General features: G+C 55.0%; 16 protein-coding genes. 10 read left to right on the top strand and 6 right to left on the bottom strand.

From position 1 onward, the window contains the following. The first annotated feature begins 93 nt into the window (after window positions 1-93). The 6 genes from ACFQI7_RS31025 (at window position 94) to ACFQI7_RS31000 (ending at window position 5,369) form a co-directional block, all read left to right on the top strand. Entirely contained in the window at window positions 94-915 is an 822-nt protein-coding gene (locus ACFQI7_RS31025) for a helix-turn-helix domain-containing protein (RefSeq protein WP_218101597.1), read from the top strand. A 94-nt stretch (window positions 916-1,009) separates the two neighbouring features. Continuing rightward, window positions 1,010-1,600, top strand: a complete 591-nt coding sequence (locus tag ACFQI7_RS31020) for a TetR/AcrR family transcriptional regulator (protein WP_218101598.1) — start codon at window positions 1,010-1,012, stop codon at window positions 1,598-1,600. Between the two features lie 190 nt (window positions 1,601-1,790). Continuing rightward, the gene (locus ACFQI7_RS31015; RefSeq protein WP_218101599.1) at window positions 1,791-2,993 is read left to right on the top strand and encodes an MFS transporter; all 1,203 of its coding nucleotides are present in this window, start codon (window positions 1,791-1,793) and stop codon (window positions 2,991-2,993) included. A gap of 554 nt (window positions 2,994-3,547) precedes the next feature. Beyond that, on the top strand, window positions 3,548-3,913 hold the full coding sequence (locus ACFQI7_RS31010) for a TetR/AcrR family transcriptional regulator (protein WP_218101600.1): 366 nt from the start codon (window positions 3,548-3,550) through the stop codon (window positions 3,911-3,913). Between the two features lie 16 nt (window positions 3,914-3,929). Further along, window positions 3,930-5,123 (top strand): MFS transporter, encoded by a 1,194-nt coding sequence (locus ACFQI7_RS31005; RefSeq protein WP_218101601.1) that lies wholly within the window; start codon window positions 3,930-3,932, stop codon window positions 5,121-5,123. 6 nt (window positions 5,124-5,129) lie between these two features. After that, window positions 5,130-5,369 (top strand): hypothetical protein, encoded by a 240-nt coding sequence (locus ACFQI7_RS31000; protein ID WP_218101680.1) that lies wholly within the window; start codon window positions 5,130-5,132, stop codon window positions 5,367-5,369. Between the two features lie 12 nt (window positions 5,370-5,381). On the opposite strand, the gene ACFQI7_RS30995 is transcribed toward ACFQI7_RS31000, so the two are convergent. The 3 genes from ACFQI7_RS30995 to ACFQI7_RS30985 form a co-directional block, all read right to left on the bottom strand. Further along, a complete protein-coding gene (locus tag ACFQI7_RS30995) occupies window positions 5,382-5,732 on the bottom strand; it encodes a VOC family protein (protein WP_230415422.1) in 351 nt (116 codons plus the stop codon). Then, complete coding sequence (locus ACFQI7_RS30990) at window positions 5,729-6,661, bottom strand: NAD(P)-dependent oxidoreductase (RefSeq protein ID WP_218101602.1); 933 nt, start codon at window positions 6,659-6,661, stop codon at window positions 5,729-5,731. The genes ACFQI7_RS30995 and ACFQI7_RS30990 overlap by 4 nt, the downstream gene beginning before the upstream one ends. Before the next feature lie 220 nt (window positions 6,662-6,881). Next, window positions 6,882-7,718, bottom strand: coding sequence for a sulfurtransferase (locus ACFQI7_RS30985; RefSeq protein WP_218101603.1), 837 nt, complete (start codon window positions 7,716-7,718; stop codon window positions 6,882-6,884). A 136-nt stretch (window positions 7,719-7,854) separates the two neighbouring features. Between ACFQI7_RS30985 and ACFQI7_RS30980 the strand changes: the two genes are divergently transcribed. Next, entirely contained in the window at window positions 7,855-8,370 is a 516-nt protein-coding gene (locus ACFQI7_RS30980; protein ID WP_218101604.1) for a GNAT family N-acetyltransferase, read from the top strand. Between the two features lie 503 nt (window positions 8,371-8,873). On the opposite strand, the gene ACFQI7_RS30975 is transcribed toward ACFQI7_RS30980, so the two are convergent. Then, window positions 8,874-9,197 (bottom strand): 4a-hydroxytetrahydrobiopterin dehydratase, encoded by a 324-nt coding sequence (locus ACFQI7_RS30975; RefSeq protein ID WP_218101605.1) that lies wholly within the window; start codon window positions 9,195-9,197, stop codon window positions 8,874-8,876. Window positions 9,198-9,210: 13 nt separating this feature from the next. After that, the gene (locus ACFQI7_RS30970) at window positions 9,211-9,504 is read right to left on the bottom strand and encodes a hypothetical protein (RefSeq protein WP_218101606.1); all 294 of its coding nucleotides are present in this window, start codon (window positions 9,502-9,504) and stop codon (window positions 9,211-9,213) included. A 257-nt stretch (window positions 9,505-9,761) separates the two neighbouring features. Between ACFQI7_RS30970 and ACFQI7_RS30965 the strand changes: the two genes are divergently transcribed. Together ACFQI7_RS30965 and ACFQI7_RS30960 are read left to right on the top strand one after the other, a co-directional pair. Continuing rightward, a complete protein-coding gene (locus ACFQI7_RS30965; protein ID WP_218101607.1) occupies window positions 9,762-11,360 on the top strand; it encodes a hypothetical protein in 1,599 nt (532 codons plus the stop codon). Then, window positions 11,348-14,281 (top strand): DEAD/DEAH box helicase, encoded by a 2,934-nt coding sequence (locus tag ACFQI7_RS30960; RefSeq protein ID WP_218101608.1) that lies wholly within the window; start codon window positions 11,348-11,350, stop codon window positions 14,279-14,281. The genes ACFQI7_RS30965 and ACFQI7_RS30960 overlap by 13 nt, the downstream gene beginning before the upstream one ends. A 126-nt stretch (window positions 14,282-14,407) precedes the next feature. On the opposite strand, the gene ACFQI7_RS30955 is transcribed toward ACFQI7_RS30960, so the two are convergent. Next, window positions 14,408-15,604: an EAL domain-containing protein gene (locus ACFQI7_RS30955; protein ID WP_218101609.1), complete on the bottom strand. Its 1,197-nt coding sequence runs from the start codon at window positions 15,602-15,604 to the stop codon at window positions 14,408-14,410. Window positions 15,605-15,845: 241 nt separating this feature from the next. Between ACFQI7_RS30955 and ACFQI7_RS30950 the strand changes: the two genes are divergently transcribed. Beyond that, window positions 15,846-18,740: an ATP-binding protein gene (locus ACFQI7_RS30950; RefSeq protein WP_218101610.1), complete on the top strand. Its 2,895-nt coding sequence runs from the start codon at window positions 15,846-15,848 to the stop codon at window positions 18,738-18,740. Window positions 18,741-18,766: the final 26 nt, after the last annotated feature.

Here is an 18,766-nt window from a genome sequence, read left to right as displayed (position 1 = left end):
CTTCATTCATTCCCAACTGCTAGTCCCATTATAAAATAATACGTTTCAGCGGTATTGTAAAAACGCGACAACGATATTCTGGGAGGCCAGCTCATGAAACCAAGCGAGAAACAATCCGACAGAGGCATCCTGAAAGCGGAAGCGGGCAAGCAAAATTTCTCGCTCGCGCGTTATGAACCCGTCCAGCCGCTCGCTCATTTGGTCGAATATTATTGGGTCGTCCGATGGGACTTGAGGGGACAAGCCCCTTATCGTCAGGTCGTGCTGTCGTATCCTAACGTCCATATGGTGTTCGAGAAAGAACATAACGGCACGTTTGCCGGCGTATACGGCGTGCCGTCCAAGCCGTACACCCGTGATTTGCATGAAAACGGCGTCGTCATAGGCGTCAAATTCCAACCCGGCGGCTTCTACCCTTTCTGGAAGCATCCGATCTCCAATATCACCGGTCAAATCCTCAGCGTCGGAGACGTATTCGGCGAAGACGGAACGGCGCTGCAGAAACAAATGTTTGCGCTCGACGATGCAGAGAAAGGCGCCCAGCTGGTCGAGCGGTTTCTGCTCGAACGGCTCCCGGAGCCGGATGATAACGTCGCGCTGCTGAACCGGATTGTACAAACGGTGATCGATAACCGGGAAATCACGAAGGTGGAAGACGTCGTATCGCTCCTCGGCATTAACAAACGAACGCTGCAGCGGCTGTTCAGCCGGTACGTCGGCGTCAGCCCGAAATGGGTCATTAAGCGGTATCGCCTTCAAGAAGCGGCCGAGCGCATGGAAAAAGGCGATGTGCCCGATTGGTCCGCCTTGTCACAGCATTTGGGGTACTATGACCAGTCTCACTTCATTAAAGATTTTAAGGCGATGGTCGGCCGGTCGCCGCTGGAATACGTGAAGGATGCCGGGCTTTCGTAAAGTGCCGTGATGGTTCCCTTTGTGCAGACAACCTGTATATTTGACAGATCAGTACAAAATAGGTATCCTAGTTCCAGGAAGGAGTGGAATGGTCATGAGCAAAAGCGGAAGACCTCGCGAATTTAAAGATACCGCCGTTATCGATGCCGCTATGGAAGCATTTTGGACGCACGGATATGAAGCCTGTTCGACGGACGATTTGTGCAAGCAGACCGGTCTCGGCCGAGGGAGCTTGTACAATGCGTTTGGCAGCAAGCATGAGCTGTATGAGCATGCTCTTCTGCGCTACCATGAAATCGGCATTGAGGCTCAAATTGACATTTTGCAGCAGCACGGCCGGTTCAAAGACCGCCTGCGCGCCTTGCTGGAATGGGCGATACATGAAGATTTCACGAACGAGGGACGCAGAGGCTGTCTATTGATCAATGCAGCCATGGAACGCGCGCAAAGAGACCCGGCGGTCAAACGAATATTCGACCGGCATGTCGATCTGCTGAAGCAAGCGCTTATCCGGGCGGCCGAAGCCGGCATAAGTGCAGGGGAAATTTCGCGGGAGAAAGACGCGGCAGAGACGGCCAACATGATATTAAGCAGCTATTACGGGCTCCGCGTACTGAACGCCGCCGTGCAAAACCGCGAGATGGCCGCGCAAATCGTCGAAGGAACGATCGCCTCCTTCCAATAACGTTGCATGCAGCGTTATATTTTTTCGTTATTTTTGTACTATCCGTTCAAAAATTAGTGCGACTTATTGTATTCGCATGTGCTCAAGGCGAGTAATCTACTCGCTAGTATGCTTGCGCGCCTAATTTTGTACTGACCAATACAATATTAAGACTCATTTTCAAACTTAAAAAGGACAGGAGTTGTTGTTCATGCCTTTCGCGATTTATGTGCTGGGTCTCATGATCTTTTCCATGACCACTTCCGAGTTCATGGTAGCCGGGATGATGTCTTCGCTATCGGCGCAATTCGAGGTATCGGTTGCCGCCATCGGATACCTCATTTCCGCTTACGCTGCGGGAATGATCGTCGGCGGACCGCTGCTGACGGTCGGTCTACTGAAAGTGCCGCGCAAACAAGCATTTCTGCTGCTTGCGCTACTGTTCCTGATCGGGCAAACCGTTGGCGCTCTCGCTTCCGGCTATGTGGTCATGATGGTTGCGAGGATCATTACCGGCATTTCCTCCGCCGCCTGCTTCGGCGTTTCCCTGGCAATCTGCTTCGACCTTGTCCGTCCCGATTCGCGCGGCCGAGCCGCTTCCATTGTCCTTGGAGGGCTCATGGTCGCCACGGCGATCGGGCTGCCGGCGGCCATGCTGTTCGATCAATACTTCGGGTGGCGCTCCAGCTTCTGGGCCGTGGTCGTGCTCGTATTTCTGTCGGGGCTTCTTGGCATATGGGCCATCCCGTCAACATCCAAGCCGGAATCGGCCAGCTTGCGAAGCGAGCTGGCCGCCTTCGGGAATCGTTATTTGTGGATAGCTTATACCACCAGTATGCTCATCATCGGCGCGGCGTTTGCTGCATTCAGCTATTTTTCGCCGATCCTGACCGATTTGACCGGCTTCGGGCCGGCCACCGTCCCGCTTCTGTTGGGAATGTACGGTGCAGCCACCGTGATCGGTAATCTCGTTACCGGCCGGCTGGCCGACCGGTATACGATGCGGATTCTTACCACAGGACTCGCCGTCCTGACTATCACGCTGGTCGTCTTCGCTCTTTCGGCACACCATTCGGTCATCGCAGTCGCAGCCGTCATCGCAGTCGGACTGGCGGGAGTGCCCATGAACCCGGCGATGGCCACCCGCATCACCCGCGTCGCTAACACCGGAACACTCGTTACGACCGCGCACGGCTCGGTGATCAGCCTCGGCGTCGTCGTCGGCTCGTCCATCGGCGGAATGACGATCGACGCCGGTTACGGACTCGCTTCTCCGCTATGGGTCGGCGCTGCTCTCGCGGCTCTCGGCTTGCTCTCTTTGCTCCCCGTTGTTCGGAGCAAAAACAACCGCAGAGGGTCGCGGACCGCTTCCGCTGAGACCGAACATTGCCGTTCGGTCGGCAAGCAAAGATGAACAGGATGCCGATCCGTGAATAACGCTGCCCGTGCACTGATCTCCATCGTTGTCCCGCCTTCCCACCGATTGGCAGGCGGGACAGCATCCCTTGTACCAACTGTGTAAGGGTCGTTTACCTTGCGGAACATGCCGAACAAGTTCCCGATCATGAATCCGGATGCAGGTGCCGAGAGCTGCTACTTATCCGATACCGCTCCCAGTTTCACTCGACACCAGAACCCGTGTAAGTCCGCCTCACCTTAGCTCAATAACCGTCCTGTTCAGCCTTGGGTCGAAGCCGTTTATCAAGCGAAGCAAGTCACTTCAAACAAAATCCCGCCAAGCGCGGTAAAATACAGCGCATATCCGTCCCGGATTTTCCTCGGTCTATGGTCCACTGCAATGTTGGCCGCTTGAAAAAAATCCCGCGCCTCTATATAAGTCATGTACGCATAAATTCAAATGGTTAAACCGCATGATCCATCACACTCCACTACTTTTTTAATTAATCTAATGATGTTAGATTATTCTAATGTGGTATCATTGCCAATGAAAAGGAGTAAGCTTTCGGCATGGCCAGAAAACGGACGCGCCCGCAATACGAGCTGATCGGATTTGAACAAGATCAAGATATCCATATCCCTTTATATCGCGCTCGGATCACCGAATCGGCAATCCGCTTATTGAATGAGCACGGGTTGATGGAACTGAGTATGAGAAAAGTGGCTGAGGATTTGACGGTACAGCCTGCCTCCCTGTATTATCACGTGAAAGGCAAAGAACAAATGCTTCAATTGCTTGCGGATAAGATTTGTTCCGAAATGACGTCACCGGATGCCTCCTTGCCATGGACGAAGCAGCTTTTGCAGTGGGGCGAGCAATTCCGGAACGTTCTTCTTACGCACCAAATTCATAAAAACAACACTGATACAATGTGAGAGGAATGTCGCACCTATGAGAAAATACGTTCTCATGGCAGCAGCTTTGTTTGTTGCCTCGCTTAACTTACGTCCTGCTATCAATTCCATCGCACCGTTGCTTGAAAGCATTCGCAATGAATTAGGTATGAGTGCTTCCACGGCAAGCTTATTAACTTCCATCCCTGTTCTGTGTATGGGCCTGTTCTCCCCCGCCGCCGCTGCATTAAGCCGCAAATGGGGCATCGAGCGGGTGCTTGGCTGGTCGCTGATCATGATCGGCCTGGGGACCATCCTGCGGTTTGCTGCCCAGAATACCATTATACTGCTGTTCACGGCCTTTATTGCAGGCATTGGCATCGCAGCCGCCGGGCCCCTTCTTTCCGGCTTCATCAAGCGTCACTTTCCCAATCGCGTCCCCACCATGATTGCGGTATACACCGTAGCGCTTACCCTAGGTGCAGCCCTCGGCTCGGGATTGACCGCTCCATTACAGAGCGGGTTCCACTCCTGGCGGAGCGCTCTAGGGATATGGGCCGTCATCGCTTTCGCGGCTGTGCCGATCTGGTGGATCTTTGTCATGCGTCATGCAAAAGGCGGGGAGTCTCAACCTGCGGACGGAACTACGTTTAAGCTGCCCTGGGCAAATGGAAAATCGTGGATGCTGACGCTTTCCTTCGGATGCATGGCGATGCTGTTTTATTCCTTTACCGCCTGGTTACCGCAGATCGTGCAGGGAATGGGCTATAGCAAGGCTTACGCCGCCACGGCTCTCACCGTCTTCGTTGTCGTCCAGATCCCGGTGAGCCTTGTACTTCCCATGTTGCTGAAAAAAGTCCCTTCTCGCCGTTTATGGTTAATCGTCGAAGGTTCGCTCGAACTTATCGGTTTGCTTCTCCTTGCTTTCTCCGCTGCACCCTGGATCGCTGCCCTTTTCATCGGACTGGGCGCAGGGGGGCTGTTCCCTTTGAATCTGTTGCTGCCGCTGGATGCAACGGAACACCCTCATGAGGCAGCCGCCTGGTCGGCGATGACACAATCGGTAGGTTATATCATCGGAGCGTCCGGCCCTCTTATTTTAGGCTGGATTCACGATGCAACGAACAGCTTTGCTTACGCCGTCTTGAGTTTGGTTATCATTAACGTCGTCATGATGGCCGTCCAGTTCGGAGCCACAGCCTCAAAACGCGCTGGAAAATCCGTTTCATTGAAACCGCAAGGCGATCATTGAGGATCAATAACGATAAAAAAGACGGACTGTGGAAAAAAAGCAGAGCCGGACGCGGTTCTTATAGCAACGGCAAAGTTCCATCATCCGGGGCATGCCGGGGAGTGGGGATCGCAGACAATCGACGATGACTTCGATGCGGTATGGAAACTGCTGCACTCGGGCATTCAAAGAAATACGCCTTTGGAACCAGATCCGGATTATCCGATGTTGGTTTCCAAGGCGTATTTGCCTGTAGTCGACATTTAGTCCGTTGTATATTTAAGCAAGCACCTCTACAGTGAAGCCGCCAGGAGCTTCCACATAAAATGTGAAGCCATGCGCTCTTTTCGGCGGCGCGACATCGAAGCCATCCTCTTTTAATCGCTGATGGATCTCATTCACTTTTTCCTCGCTCTCCTGGACAAAGCCGATATGAAAGGTCTCGGGATAACTAACATGCGCACCTTTCATTAAAGTTAGGACAAGCCCATCGTCATCAAACAGCGCTGCGAACGAATTGCCGCGCTCGCCCCCGCTTTTGAGTCCAACTAGGTTTAATCTGAAAGAAGAAGTTTGCTGCGCTTGATGGTGAACAACGAAGTTCGTACGTCCAAGGCGAACACCATTCACGTCGATATCGGCCTCCGGATCAGTTCCACCAGCCTGGAGAGGCCGTCGGCACCGTAGCCTTCCGCAACCCCGCGATTGACAAGAGCCTGGAGAGGTGTCATGAGGTCGGCACTTAACCCTAAATCCCGGCTTGCCTCAATCAGATTTACGAAACTCGATTTGTTAATGTTAAGACTGGATACGTCGGTTCCGTGTTCACCCGTATCAACCGCCTGCGCCATTCGGGGAAAAGCATTCATCATTGCGCTAAGCCAAGGGATGACGAGCGGGGTGAACACCGACGCCGGGATCATTTCCGCACGTACCATGGCTACAGCTTGAAAAAAACCGCCGAACATCCCAAACATCGCGCTAAGCAGCGCCAAATCGTAAAGGGAAGCCAGACCCGGGTCTTCACCGACATAATGGCTTGCCCCCAGACTTTCCAACGACTGTTGGTACATTGTAAATGAGCTGGGCGAACCGCTGTAAAGCACAAGTGCCCCGGGAGCTCCGATCATTTGAGGCACGGCCATGATTCCCCCATCAAGATATTCCGCGCCTTGCCGGGCTGCCCATGCAGCTGCATTACGAGCTTGGGCCGGCGTTCCGTTAGTGAGGTTCACCAGCACCCGACCGGACAATATGCCGCCCGCAGACGCAAGGATCTCGTTCATGACCTCGTAATCCAAAACACAGATCACCACCAACGGACTAGCCGCCACCGCCTCGGCAGCCGTTCCCGCTACTGCCGCTCCCATTGCAGCAAGTGTGCCGGCTTTGCCGGCGGCACGGTTCCAGACGGTCGTCGGATGCCCCTCCTTCAGGAAAGCTCGTGCCAATGCCGACCCCATCATGCCTAACCCGATGATTGTCACCGGTGCACGGTTACCGTCTTTCGGCATCCCATCCATGTTGTGTTCGTTCTTCTTGTGATCATTTGCACTCATAAATTAAGTACCTCCTTTCATTCGGCTTAAAGCTTATGTTAAAGGTTTACACTAGTGTCAATGTCAAGGATGAAAAAAATAGTTAGTGGCCTGCCTTACAGCCTGGCGTTCGCTTTTAACCTTCCGGTTTGTCACTGAAAAAACAAAAAAGCCGCGATCAGGCTGCCTCCCGGCAACCTGTCACGACCCTTTTGTCTTCTTGCGACACGACTCTCCACTCTTACTCTTCCCCCGTCGCGATCGGATTCTCGCTGTACGATACCCAATCGCTCCAGCTGCCGGAATACAGCTTCACATTGGAAAACCCAGCTTCGCTCAAAGCAATCACATTCGGGCAGGCGCTTACGCCGGACCCGCAGTACACGATTACTTCGCTTGCGTCCTTCAGCCCCGCAAACCGTTGCTTCTGCTCCTCCGCGCCTTTCCACGCACCTTCCGCAGTCAAGCTGTCCTTCCAGAACCGCTGCTTCGCCCCGGGAATATGCCCTGCAATCTTATCGATCGGTTCCTCGATACCGAGGTAGCGCCGCTCTTCCCGCGAGTCGATCAACACGGTTCCCTGCCGGCCGATACGCTCCCGCACCTGCTCGACGTTGACGAGCATTTCGCTGCGCACGCGCGGCGTAAAGACGGACGGATGCTCCACCGGCGGCTCATCCGTTACCGGATAACCCGAATCTTTCCACTGGGTGTAGCTTCCGTTCAAGACGAATACCTTGTCGTGACCGAGAAACTTCAGCATCCACCAAAACCGCGATGCATACAACCCTCCTTGATCGTCATAGGCGACGACAAGCGATTCGTCATGAATTCCCACCTTTCCGAGTTTGACTGCCAGCTGCTGAATATCCGGAAGCGGGTGCCGGCCTCCGTGCGGCTGCTTCGCTGCGGACAAGTCCTGCTCCAGATCGAAATAAAAGGCTCCGGGGATATGATCTACGGCATAGCTCTCCTGCCCTGCCGATGGATTTCCAAGCTGAAAGCGACAATCTACGATAACGATATGTTCATCTGTACCATGTTCGAACAGCCATTCCTGACTTACGATGTGCTTCAAGCCACTCACTTCCTTAGTTGAGATGAAATACGGTATAGTTAAGTATACAACGATCCACCCGGAAGCGGAAGCGATTGCACACACATTTAACCCATTTTGCAGCAAATCACCTTACATTTGGGAGGCCGACCGAAGCATGACAGGTTATCCAATACGTTACCAACTCATTCCCATGACCGAGGAGCACGGGCCGGTAATATGCAGCTGGCGCTATCCGGCTCCCTACGACCTGTACAACTGGAACGACTGGAAGCACATGCTGTCGAGAGGCGAAGAGTTTGCCGACCCGTTCATCCGCCAGACGCAGTACCGTGCCGTGGTCGATGAAGCGGGTAGTCTATGCGGCTTCGCACAGCTGTTCCCCATGGCCGGCTTAACGCGGCTTGGGCTCGGCATGCGGCCTGATCTGTGCGGAGCAGGCCAAGGCGAGCGGTTCGTCCGCGCCATTGCCGAAGAAGCCCGCAGGCTTCAGCCCGAGCACGAGATCGATCTGGAAGTGCTGATCTGGAACAAGCGGGCCATCCGCGTTTATGAAAAAGCGGGCTTTGCCATTACGGACACGTACGAGCGAATGACGCTGACTGGGATGGATACGTTTCATTGTATGGTGTGGAACGAGACGAAGCCGGAGGCACGGGAACAGGCACAATGAGACGCGGTCGGGATGTTGAACGAACACCTTCATCGACTGAGGTTTCGGCGCGCCGAATATAGACATATTGGGCTTGTTCGCAATTAAATACGCGGAGGGAATCTACCGCCTGAATTGGCGGCAAGAGGATCTCGATCGGAACATGCGGCGGGAGCAAATGAATGCTCCGCTCAATGCGTTTTGAAGATTGGTTCGTACTGTACTTTTCAGAAAAAGCGTCAAACGGATCTCATAGCAAAATTCTGGAGCACCTGGGTTCCTCGTGCAAAAAGACCGCCTGGAGACCGCGAGACGGCAGCCGCTTCCCCTGGAAGTCAGACGCCGGATCCTTGCCGCGCTTATGAAGCATGTGGATGGAGCCGACTCTCCGTTTTTACAAAAAAAGGACTGATATGCACAGGGAGAAGCAGGAAACGGTACCCGGCTAGATCCCGAAGCAGCCACAAGAGGCTGCCCACGTGCTACGAAGCACGTAAAATCAGTAGCGCGAAGTTCGTTATTCCCTAGCCTCCCGCTCCCTTGGCCGCAAATGCATCGTCGAACCGGTCTGCGCAGGTAAAATCGAGCCCGGTTAGCCCTCCTGCGCTCCATGAAGTAAGCCGCAGCGTAACCATCCGGTAATCGATGGCGATCATCGGATGGTGGTTCAGCTCCTCTGCGATAACGGCCACTTTGTTTACAAAATCGATGCTGCCCGCAAACGAGGGGAAGCGGTATTTTTTTACGATCCACTTCTCTTCTTCCAGCGTCCAACCTGGCTTGCCGGCCAGGCGGACATCGGCTTCAGCTTCGGTCAGCAGCGGGATTTTGCCGCAATCGTTCCCCATCGTCTCCCCTGCCTCACACTAGATGAATGACGCGCGTCAGCGCACCGCTATGATCGATGCGGATTAAATGCCGCTTCGCGTCGTGCGTGACCGTACAGCCGCCGATACTCATATGCGATTCCGTGCCGAGTCCGTAAAACAAGTCGTCCGCAAGCGTCTTGATGCATTCCCTTTGTTCCTCCGCTTCAAGTCCGCCCCATTCCTCCTCGGTCATTTCGAGAAACTCGTGGCAACCCTCCACGCTTTGAAGCGCTTCCGTAAAATCGTCGATGATGTCGCTATACTCTCTGCCGAATTTAATTCCCATGCCAATCCTTCCTTCCACCGTTATACTGTGTCCGCGTGCCGTTAGCCGGTTCCGTCGCTCGTTTCAAGCCTTTTCATCGCTGCTTGCCATTTCTTTGAAAAAGCCTTTTGACTCATTGTACTCGGATTCCCCCCCACCCGCAACTGCGGATATGGAAACAAAAAACATCTTGTAAGCCCGGATAAATTCGCGCATTTGCATGTAAAATCTGGTACACTATAAGGATAGACAAAAAGTGCGGAGGACAAAACAAATCGATGCTGAAGCTGCAGATTCCGAAAAACCGAATGAAAGATCTGATCGGTCATCTGCGCAATGACTTCGAATTGGCGCAGTTGGAGCGAGGCTGGGAATACGTGCACAAAGGTCTCGTTGCCGATGTCGAGCTGAAACATGGCGTAGAGGTGCATGCGCTCGTTCGCGGAGCGAAAGTTTGCGAGGTCATTCTCGATCTGGACCAGTATGCCAAGAGCGAATGCAGCTGCTCGGACGGACCGGCCTGCGAGCATATGGCGGCGCTCGTGTTCTCGCTGTATGCATCCTTTGCGCGGCCCGAGCTGCTGCTGCAACAGCTGAAGCAAGCCATCCGGGTCAAGAGCAGGCAGCAAAAGCGACAATCCGGTACGAAAGCGGCCGAGAAACGGCAGGATCGTCTGGACCCGCCGACTGCGAAGCAGATGCCGGGACAGTGGCAAAAGTTTTTCGAACAGCAGTTTTACGGATTCTCTCTTTCGCAGCAGCATTCCATCGAGCTGTTCCATTCGGCGGTCAAGGAAAAGCTGGCGCCGTACGGAAACGATTGGGAAGCGCCGCTGCGCACGTTGTACGCACTGCAAATGCTGCTGTTCATCATGCGGAAAATCGAACAGTTTTATCAAGAGATGCGATCGTCGTATTTATCATATTACATTGAAACGGGCTGCAAAACGGTCGGACGGCTGTGTCAAGAGGAGCTGATGCGGCTTGTTCCCGAGCTGGACATCCGCAGATTGGTCAAAGATTATGCCGAATACTGGAAAGAAACGCTCGCGATGATCGAGAGCATGGCACTGTCCGGGAAAGAATCCCCGCTGTCCTGGCCTACCGTATACCGCAGCGTCTGGTGGCGGATGCAGGATCAGCCGAAATGGCTGGCGGCTGAACGCGAACGTGTCGCCAAGCTGCTGGAGACGCCGGATATGATGCCTCGGCGCAGAGATGCGCTGGTAATGGCGGCGGCGCACTTTGCCGTGATTGAGGGCGACGACGAAGGCGCCCGCGCGCAAATGGAGCGGCTGACGAAACGGGAAGCCAAAGATTTCTTCCTGTACCTGCACCACTGCTACGAAAACGGATCATGGGGACGCATGCTGGCCTGGCTTCGCTGGCTGCTTCCCGTGGTGCAGCGAGCCCAGCAAGAGGAGCTGCGGCAGTTTTGCCACTATTGGATGGAAGCGGTGCAGCGGCAAAACGATGACCGCGAGTGGGTTGACGTCATGGTCGCGCTGCTGCCGCGGACGTATTCGTTTTATACATCCTATTTGATGAAAACGAATCGTTACAAAGCCTGGATCGACCTGCAGCTCGCCAGCCATATATCGCCCCAAAATTTATATTCCGTCGATCTGCACACGGTCGAGAAGCATGACCCTACCCTGGTGCTGCCGCTGTATCATCAGGCCGTCGAACGTACGATTGCGGAAAAAAACCGCACCGCCTATGCAGCGGCGAGCCGGATGCTCAAGAAGCTTGAATCGTTATACAAAAAACTTCATCGTCAGCACGCCTGGGACGATTACATCTACCGGCTCGCGACGAAGCATTCGCGGCTTCGCGCGCTGCAGGAAGAGCTGAAGAGAGGAAAATGGGTGCCATGACCGACACGGTAACAATCCAAGTGAATGTGCGCTGGGCGCCGCAAGGCGGCCTCTTTCTATGGGGCGCCCGCGGAAACGGCGGCATTTGCGACGCATCCGACTTGCGGGATTGGCTATTCGCCTGGCACGAGCCGTCGTTTTACGGCACGTTCATCGATATCGTCGAATCGCTGAACATCGAAGGGCTGCTGCTGCCGGAGCTCGATGCGCTCGATTATTTATGCGCGCCTGCGGCCGTACAGCATCAGCGGCTGGACTTCAGCCGTGAGCTGCAGGAGCTCATCGCGCTTGCGCCGCATGTGAAAGAGGCGCTAACGCAGGGCCGCTTCATGCCGGACTTCGCCAAGTGGAAAGCGGGCGAGCTCGGATGGAAGCTGCAGCTGCCGGAGCATGCGTCCGCCTGGGCAGCCTTGCCGGTAGCGCAGCAGTGGCTCGACGTGCTGATCCCGGCATGGACCCACGCGGACGGCGTCATGCGCCAGAGCCTCGAGCAGCTCGAGCGCTCGTTCCCGCTGCTGCAGCGGGGGCAGGAGGCCGCCGATCTGTGGATGGACGAAGAAGACTGGCTCGTCTCGATCGGCTGGCAATCGGACGGCACGCCGTTCCGCACGTGCCTGAAGCTCGAGGAACCGCAGCAGCCGGGCGGCGCTTGGCCTTTGCGCGTCGTGCTGCAGGACCGCGGCGACAAGGAAGTGCTGCACGAGGTGCTGCCATCGAGTGTGAGCGGCTGGTCGGCGGATCAGGCGGACGCACAGCAAGAAGGGCCGGTGCCCGGCAGCGCGCCGCTGCCGCCCGCCTGGTGCGAGCATCTCGGACGCGCGGCGCGCGACGTCGCGAAGTGGCGGCGCATGCTGCCATGGCTGGCCGAGGGCGAGAGCGGGCTGCGCAGCGAGCTGAGCGAGAGCGAGGCGTGGGATCTGCTCGCGAAGGGCAGCCTGCGCTTGATGGAGGCGGGCTACTCCGTGTTTCTGCCTGCCTGGTGGGAGCGCATCCGCAAGTGGCGGCCGCGCCTGAAGGCGAAGATCAAATCGTCCGTGGGCAGCGGACCGCAGTCGATGTTCGGCCTGAACCAGCTCATGCAGTTCGACTGGAAAATCGCCCTCGGCGACATCGAATTAACCGAGGACGAATTCCACGCCTTGCTGGAGCAAAACCGCAAGCTCGTGCAAATCCGCGGCCAATGGGTGCAGCTCGATCCCGTTCACCTTGCGCAGCTGCAGCAGGTGATGAGCCAGGTGCAGAAGAAGCAGGGCTTGTCGATGCGCGACGTGCTGGAGCTGCATCTGCTCGGCTCCTCCGAAGGCGAGGAGGAAAAGGACTTCCATCGCTCGCTGCAAATGGAAGTCGAGCTGAACGAACAGCTGCAGCAGCTCGTCGACCAGTTGAATCATGCCCAGCGCCCGCCGATGATGGAGCCGCCCGACACGTTCCGGGGCACCTTGCGCCCCTATCAGGTGGAGGGCATCTCCTGGCTCATGTTTTTGCGCAGATGCGGCTTTGGCGGCTGTCTGGCGGATGACATGGGCCTCGGGAAAACGATTCAGATGATTACGTATTTGCTGCTGCTGCGTGAACAGCAGCTGCAAGAGACGGATGGCAATGCAGCCGATCCGGACGAAGCGCCGCCTTCCCTGCTCGTCTGCCCGACCTCCGTGCTCGGCAACTGGCAGAAGGAGCTTCAGCGCTTTGCTCCGGATCTGCGCGTCTACCTGCACTACGGCCCGGCGCGTGCCAAGGGGGACCGGTTCGCGGCGGCGTGCCGCGGCTACGATCTTGTGCTCACGTCCTATACGCTGTCGCATTTGGATGAGACCGAGCTGGCCTCCGTCGATTGGGAGTCGATCTGTCTCGACGAGGCGCAAAATATTAAGAACGCCTACACGAAGCAAGCGGCTTCCATCCGCAAGCTGAACGGACGGCATCGGATCGCGCTGACCGGGACGCCGATCGAAAACCGGCTGACCGAGCTGTGGTCGATCTTTGATTTTCTCAATCCGGGATACCTCGGATCGCTCCGGGACTTTTCCCATCGCTATGTCAGCGTGATCGAGCGTACGCAGGACCAGGAGCTGATCGCCAAGGTGCAGCGGCTGATTCGTCCGTTTCTGCTGCGGAGGGTGAAGAAAGATCCTTCCATCCAGCTCGATCTTCCGGATAAGAACGAGTACAAAACATACGTATCTTTGACGGCCGAGCAAGCCACGATGTATGAAAATTACATTCGCGACATGTTCGAGCGACTCGACAAGCTGTCGACGATGGAACGCCGCGGCCTCATCTTGACGGCGCTGACGAGACTGAAACAAATTTGCAACCACCCGGCGCTGCTCGGCAAAGATAGCGTTAGGTCCCCTTGGCAGCAGCGATCCAATAAAGTGGAACGGCTGCTCGAGATGGTGCAGGAGCTGCGCCAGGAGGGCGATAAGTGCCTGATCTTCACCCAGTTCGTGGAAACCGGGCGGCTGCTTCAACGCATTTTCGAGGAAGAACTGGGAACGAAGACGCCGTTTCTTCACGGGGGCATCACCAAGCTGGATCGCGATCGGATGATCGACGTCTTCCAGGAGGATGCCACGGATGAAGAAGCGAATTCCGGCATCTTCCTGTTATCGCTCAAAGCGGGCGGAACGGGCCTCAACCTGACGGCCGCGAATCACGTGTTCCATTTTGACCGCTGGTGGAACCCCGCCGTGGAGAACCAGGCGACGGACCGCGCTTTCCGCATCGGCCAGACGCGCCATGTGCAAGTCCACAAGTTCGTGACGCTCGGTACGCTCGAGGAACGGATCGACGAGATGATCGATAAAAAGCTGGGACTTAGCCAGCAAATCGTCGGCAGCGGCGAACAGTGGATTACCGAACTGTCGACGGAAGACTTGAAGGACCTGTTCGCCTTGCGAAGCGAGTGGGTCGAGGGATAACACCGTCCTCAGCTGCATCCGTCAGCAGTGTGTATGGCCGTCCGTCCGCGGATGCCTGGGAAAATACGATAAACCGTCTAAACGGCTGGCCTCGCACTTCCGGTGCGAAGACAGCCGTTTTCATTTTCAAACGGTCAAATCCAAAAACAAGTAGTGCTGCTCCCCGACCTGGCAGGCGAACGTCTGCATGGAATGCGCGCTGTCCAAGTCGGTATACACTTGGGACAAAATCCCCTGCCCCTGCGACTTCATCTGCAGCATATTCGGAATAAAGTAAGGTCTCCAAATCCAATTGGCTCCCTGAAAGCTTACATCCTTATCCCACATGCCGTCCCCCGAGCGGATGTAGTTGGACGAAACCTGGCATCCGTCTTCCCGGCAAATGTATACGCGAACCACATTGTCCGCGATGCTGCCCTTCAGCCCCTCGATCAGCAGGTCGGCGTCGGCGGCATTTTGAATATTCGCATCCCCAGGCACGAGCTCATTCAAGTTGTTCTTAATGGCGAACAGTTTGCGATAGCGGGCCAGCTCCTTTTCCGTATACCGTGCAATTTCTTCCGCCAGCATCCGTTGAAACGCGCCCGCTTCCTGAAACTCCGCCCGCGCCTCGGAAAATAAAAAGCCTTGCACGTAACGCGCGCCCGCTTTCATGGCCTGATACAAATCATGCTTCGTTTCCACGCCCTCGACGAGCAGCGACGCCCCCATTTGGGAAGCCAAAATCGAGAACGAATTGAGCACGGCTTTATACCCTTCATCTACGGCGCTTTTTTTCAGCAGCTTCAAGTCGATTTTCAAAATATGCGGTTTAATGGAAGCGATCCGGTCATAGTTGCTGTAACCGCTGCCGATGTCATCAATCGCAATCCGGCATCCTTGCTGCCGGTATATATTAATGATAGCGGAGAGCTGATCCAGCCGTCCCGTGAACTCCTCTTCCGTAATTTCTATGACAATCCGCGACGGATTCAGACCGTTCTTCTCAATGAGCCGCAGCGTCGGCAGCTCCCCGGTTTCCTTGTATTTGCGGTAAATCCAGGAAGGTTTCAGGTTGATGAACAGCTGAGCCCCTTCCCCCTTCTCCATCAGCCGGGCCATTGCCATGTCCCGCAGTACGCGGTCAACCGTCATATGGTCGTCGTCGCTGACGGCCGGATCATGGAAAAATGGGCCCAAGCTTTGCACGCTTCCTCCGACGATCCGCCGGCCGAGCGCTTCATATGCAACAATCTGCTGGGTCTGCAGCGACAAAATCGGCTGAAAATATGGGGTAACTTCCCGCATCAACCGGCCAAGCTCGCCCCCAGTTCGAATCATCATATTCCCCTCCTGGTGAACGATTGCACGGCCCCCTCCGCAATGGAAGGTTTTCTCACATCATTGTTTATTGCTATTGTAAGTCAGCCGGTGCGTTGTTGCAATGTTATTTTCATAAGGTTGCCATGAAAGGAAAGGATTTCGACATTCATTGTCGAATTATTCGGTTTATACCCTATCCGGATTTTGCCGGTTGATACGCATATCGCAGCTTTTATTTATAGGACAGGCAGGTTCCTCCCAAATGAACATTTCCCGATCAAAATTATCTTATATTTACGTCGTTGTGATCATCACCCTGCTCGCGCTTGTGAGCGCATCGAGCTTTTTTGCGTCTCGCAACACCGAGCGCGAGTTGAACCGTGTCGTCAGCGAGGTGATCCCGCTCTCCGCCGTTGCGGAGGATCTGTTATTCGACTTAGTCAACATGGAAACCTCCGTTCGCGGATACGAAGTGGCCGGGGACGAAAGTTTTTTGGAACCGTATGAGCTTGGAAAAACGCAGCTGCACCAGGATCTCGAGACGCTCGCCGTCTATCAAAAAAAATATTTGCGGCTTCGAAGCGTAATGGAAGGAGAAGCCATTCCCGAAGTCGTAAGGCTGCAAGAGTTCTATGCCGGCCAGTTGGAATTGATTCGCACCGGTCAAAGGGCCGAAGCGGTCAAACGCATCACGACCGGAAAAAATCGAATGGACCGGTTCCGGCAAATTCATAAAAAAGTGAAAGCGGAAATCGAAGAAATTGCGAACGATGCGTATAATTCCGCCCGCGACGCGGAACGGACAGCTCGCATCATCATTTCTCTTGGCGGCTTATCGGCAATCGTATTGGCGCTTTTCACCGTCGTCCTGTTCAATCGGGCCAACCGAGCGGAAGCGGCGCTGCGCCGAAGCGAAGAAACGTATCGTACGATGGCGGAAAGTTTGGAAGCGCAAAACGAGGAAATCATCGCACAGCAGGAGGAGCAGGAACGGACGCTGGAAATGCTGTCTCAGCGGGAACAGGAGCTTGAGACGATCAACGGCTATCAGGAGAAACTTACGGGCGCCATCGATTTGGGCGTATTCTTGAGCAGCTCGGTGCCGGCGCTGCTTGATTCGCTCAAGCTGGACGCGGCCATGCTCGTCATGCGCAAAGACGCGGAACCGGACGGGCCCGCTTATGAGATTGTGTACAGCATCGGCTATCCCGGACATTTGTCCGAAACCCGACAGTTCGAGCTGTTCGGCCCGGCGCAGCGCGTCTTGACGGAAAAGGTGCCGCTCGAATGCATGCGGGAAGTAACGGGAGCGGAACGCGGGTTTCATCAGGGCATCGCCTATGCGGTGGACCGTTATTACCCTTTATTCGACGACCAGGGAGAGGCTACCGGGTTTCTGCTGTTAACCGGATACCTCACGTCCACGCATGAACAAACGAACCGTCTTTCCCGAGGATTGATCAAGCAGTTCGGACTCGCTTTCCTTGCCCAGCAAACGAACGAAGAGCGGAAGCGTCAGGCGGAACGCCTGGTGCACTTGAACGCCCAACTGCAGCAGGAGAAAACGCTGATCGAAGAACAGCGCGATCTGATCGGCAATATTTTGGAGTCAACCAATGAAGGAATGGTGATGACCGATCCGGAAGGAAAGCTGCTCATCGCCAATCGACATCGGATCAACCTCGGCGACCGGATCGGGGAGAATATTCTCGACATCTTTATGGATGCCTTTGGGACCAGCCCGTCCATGTCTCCCGTTTACCAATCGATCCGGAAATTACTGCAGGGCAAGACCGATCGCTTAAATGAGCGGTTCCAGTTCGTTAGCGGTGAGAGCAGCCATCCGAATCATCTGGAATTATACGCCACTCCGGTAGGCGACAAGCAAAAGCTTGAAATTCAGGGATATTTGTTCGTGCTGCGGGACCGTACCGAGGAAGAAAAGATCGATGAGATGAAAAACGAATTCGTCAGCATCGTCTCCCACGAGCTGCGTACGCCACTCGCCAGCGTTCTGGGCTTCATCGAAATATTGCTGCACCGGGAGCTGACGCCGGAGAAGCGCACAAGGTACATGCAGACCATCTACAACGAAGCGATGCGGCTGTCCACGCTGATCAACGATTTTCTCGATTTGCAGCGGATGGAGTCCGGGAAACAGGTGTATCATTTCGCCCCGGTCGAGCTTGGCGGGCTTGTCCGTGAAGTCGCTGATCAGTGGCACGGCAAGCAAAGTCACCGAATCGAGATGCTTCTCCCGGACGAAGAAATATGGGTACGTGCGGATGCTGATCGTTTGAAACAAGTCGCCCACAATTTGCTCAGCAATGCGATCAAATACTCGCCGCAAGCCGACCATGTAAAGCTTGCGCTGAATCAAGAAGGCGACAACGTTCGTTTTACCGTACAAGATTTCGGTTTAGGCATTCCAGATAACGCGAAAGACAAGATGTTCTCGAAATTTTATCGGGTCGATAATTCCGACCGCAGGCAGATTGGCGGCACCGGCCTCGGCTTATCAATTGTAAGAGAGATTGTCGAGGCGCATCACGGATCGATCACGTTCGAATCCCGGATGGGCGAAGGGACGACATTCACCGTGCTGCTCGCTTGCCATCAAATGAACAGTGCGGAAGGAAGCATCATGATTGTGGAGGATGACGACAACCTCGCCCGGTTAATCCAGGAGGCGATCGCGAAGCTGAACCTCCCTGTCGTTCATGTCCGCTCGGCGGAGGAGGGCTTGCTTGCGCTCAATCAAATTAAGGAGCATGGACCGAAACTGTGTATTGTGGACATCTTGCTGGAAGGCTCGAAAAGCGGATGGGACTTCATCTCGGAATTGTACCGCCATCCGAAATTCCACAGCACTCCGGTCATCGTATCCAGCGTACTTGAACCGCCGCACGACTACCGCGAGAAAAATATGGAAAAATATTTGCGCAAGCCCTTTTCCATGGAGAAATTGCTGGAAGCGGCCGAGCAGTTGCTGTTCCATACGGATCGGCACCCGTCCTACATTTTCCCGCCGCAAGATGAGTCTTATATTCGGGAGTCGTTTGCCGAGAAGGGTATCGAAATCAAAGGGTTGCGGCGAAAATCGGATCATATCGAGATTGAACCGGTCGTGAATCGCGGCGAGGCGGAAGAAACGTAACCCTGCATTCCCCTGTTTCTATATCT

Origin of the sequence: Paenibacillus allorhizosphaerae, assembly GCF_042659105.1 — a bacterium.
GTDB lineage: Bacteria > Bacillota > Bacilli > Paenibacillales > NBRC-103111 > Paenibacillus_G > Paenibacillus_G allorhizosphaerae.
The sequence above is the reverse complement of the archived record's forward strand: the minus strand, read 5'-3'. Positions and strand labels throughout refer to the sequence as shown.

Bases quoted from the DNA above. Each gene is read 5' to 3' on its own strand.
- ACFQI7_RS31025 (WP_218101597.1), top strand. From the start codon at position 94: ATGAAACCAAGCGAGAAACAATCCGACAGAGGCATCCTGAAAGCGGAA.
- ACFQI7_RS31020 (WP_218101598.1), top strand. From the start codon at position 1,010: ATGAGCAAAAGCGGAAGACCTCGCGAATTTAAAGATACCGCCGTTATC.
- ACFQI7_RS31015 (WP_218101599.1), top strand. From the start codon at position 1,791: ATGCCTTTCGCGATTTATGTGCTGGGTCTCATGATCTTTTCCATGACC.
- ACFQI7_RS31010 (WP_218101600.1), top strand. From the start codon at position 3,548: ATGGCCAGAAAACGGACGCGCCCGCAATACGAGCTGATCGGATTTGAA.
- ACFQI7_RS31005 (WP_218101601.1), top strand. From the start codon at position 3,930: ATGAGAAAATACGTTCTCATGGCAGCAGCTTTGTTTGTTGCCTCGCTT.
- ACFQI7_RS30990 (WP_218101602.1), bottom strand. From the start codon at position 6,661: ATGAGTGCAAATGATCACAAGAAGAACGAACACAACATGGATGGGATG.
- ACFQI7_RS30980 (WP_218101604.1), top strand. From the start codon at position 7,855: ATGACAGGTTATCCAATACGTTACCAACTCATTCCCATGACCGAGGAG.
- ACFQI7_RS30975 (WP_218101605.1), bottom strand. From the start codon at position 9,197: ATGGGGAACGATTGCGGCAAAATCCCGCTGCTGACCGAAGCTGAAGCC.
- ACFQI7_RS30970 (WP_218101606.1), bottom strand. From the start codon at position 9,504: ATGGGAATTAAATTCGGCAGAGAGTATAGCGACATCATCGACGATTTT.
- ACFQI7_RS30965 (WP_218101607.1), top strand. From the start codon at position 9,762: ATGCTGAAGCTGCAGATTCCGAAAAACCGAATGAAAGATCTGATCGGT.
- ACFQI7_RS30960 (WP_218101608.1), top strand. From the start codon at position 11,348: ATGGGTGCCATGACCGACACGGTAACAATCCAAGTGAATGTGCGCTGG.
- ACFQI7_RS30955 (WP_218101609.1), bottom strand. From the start codon at position 15,604: ATGATGATTCGAACTGGGGGCGAGCTTGGCCGGTTGATGCGGGAAGTT.
- ACFQI7_RS30950 (WP_218101610.1), top strand. From the start codon at position 15,846: ATGAACATTTCCCGATCAAAATTATCTTATATTTACGTCGTTGTGATC.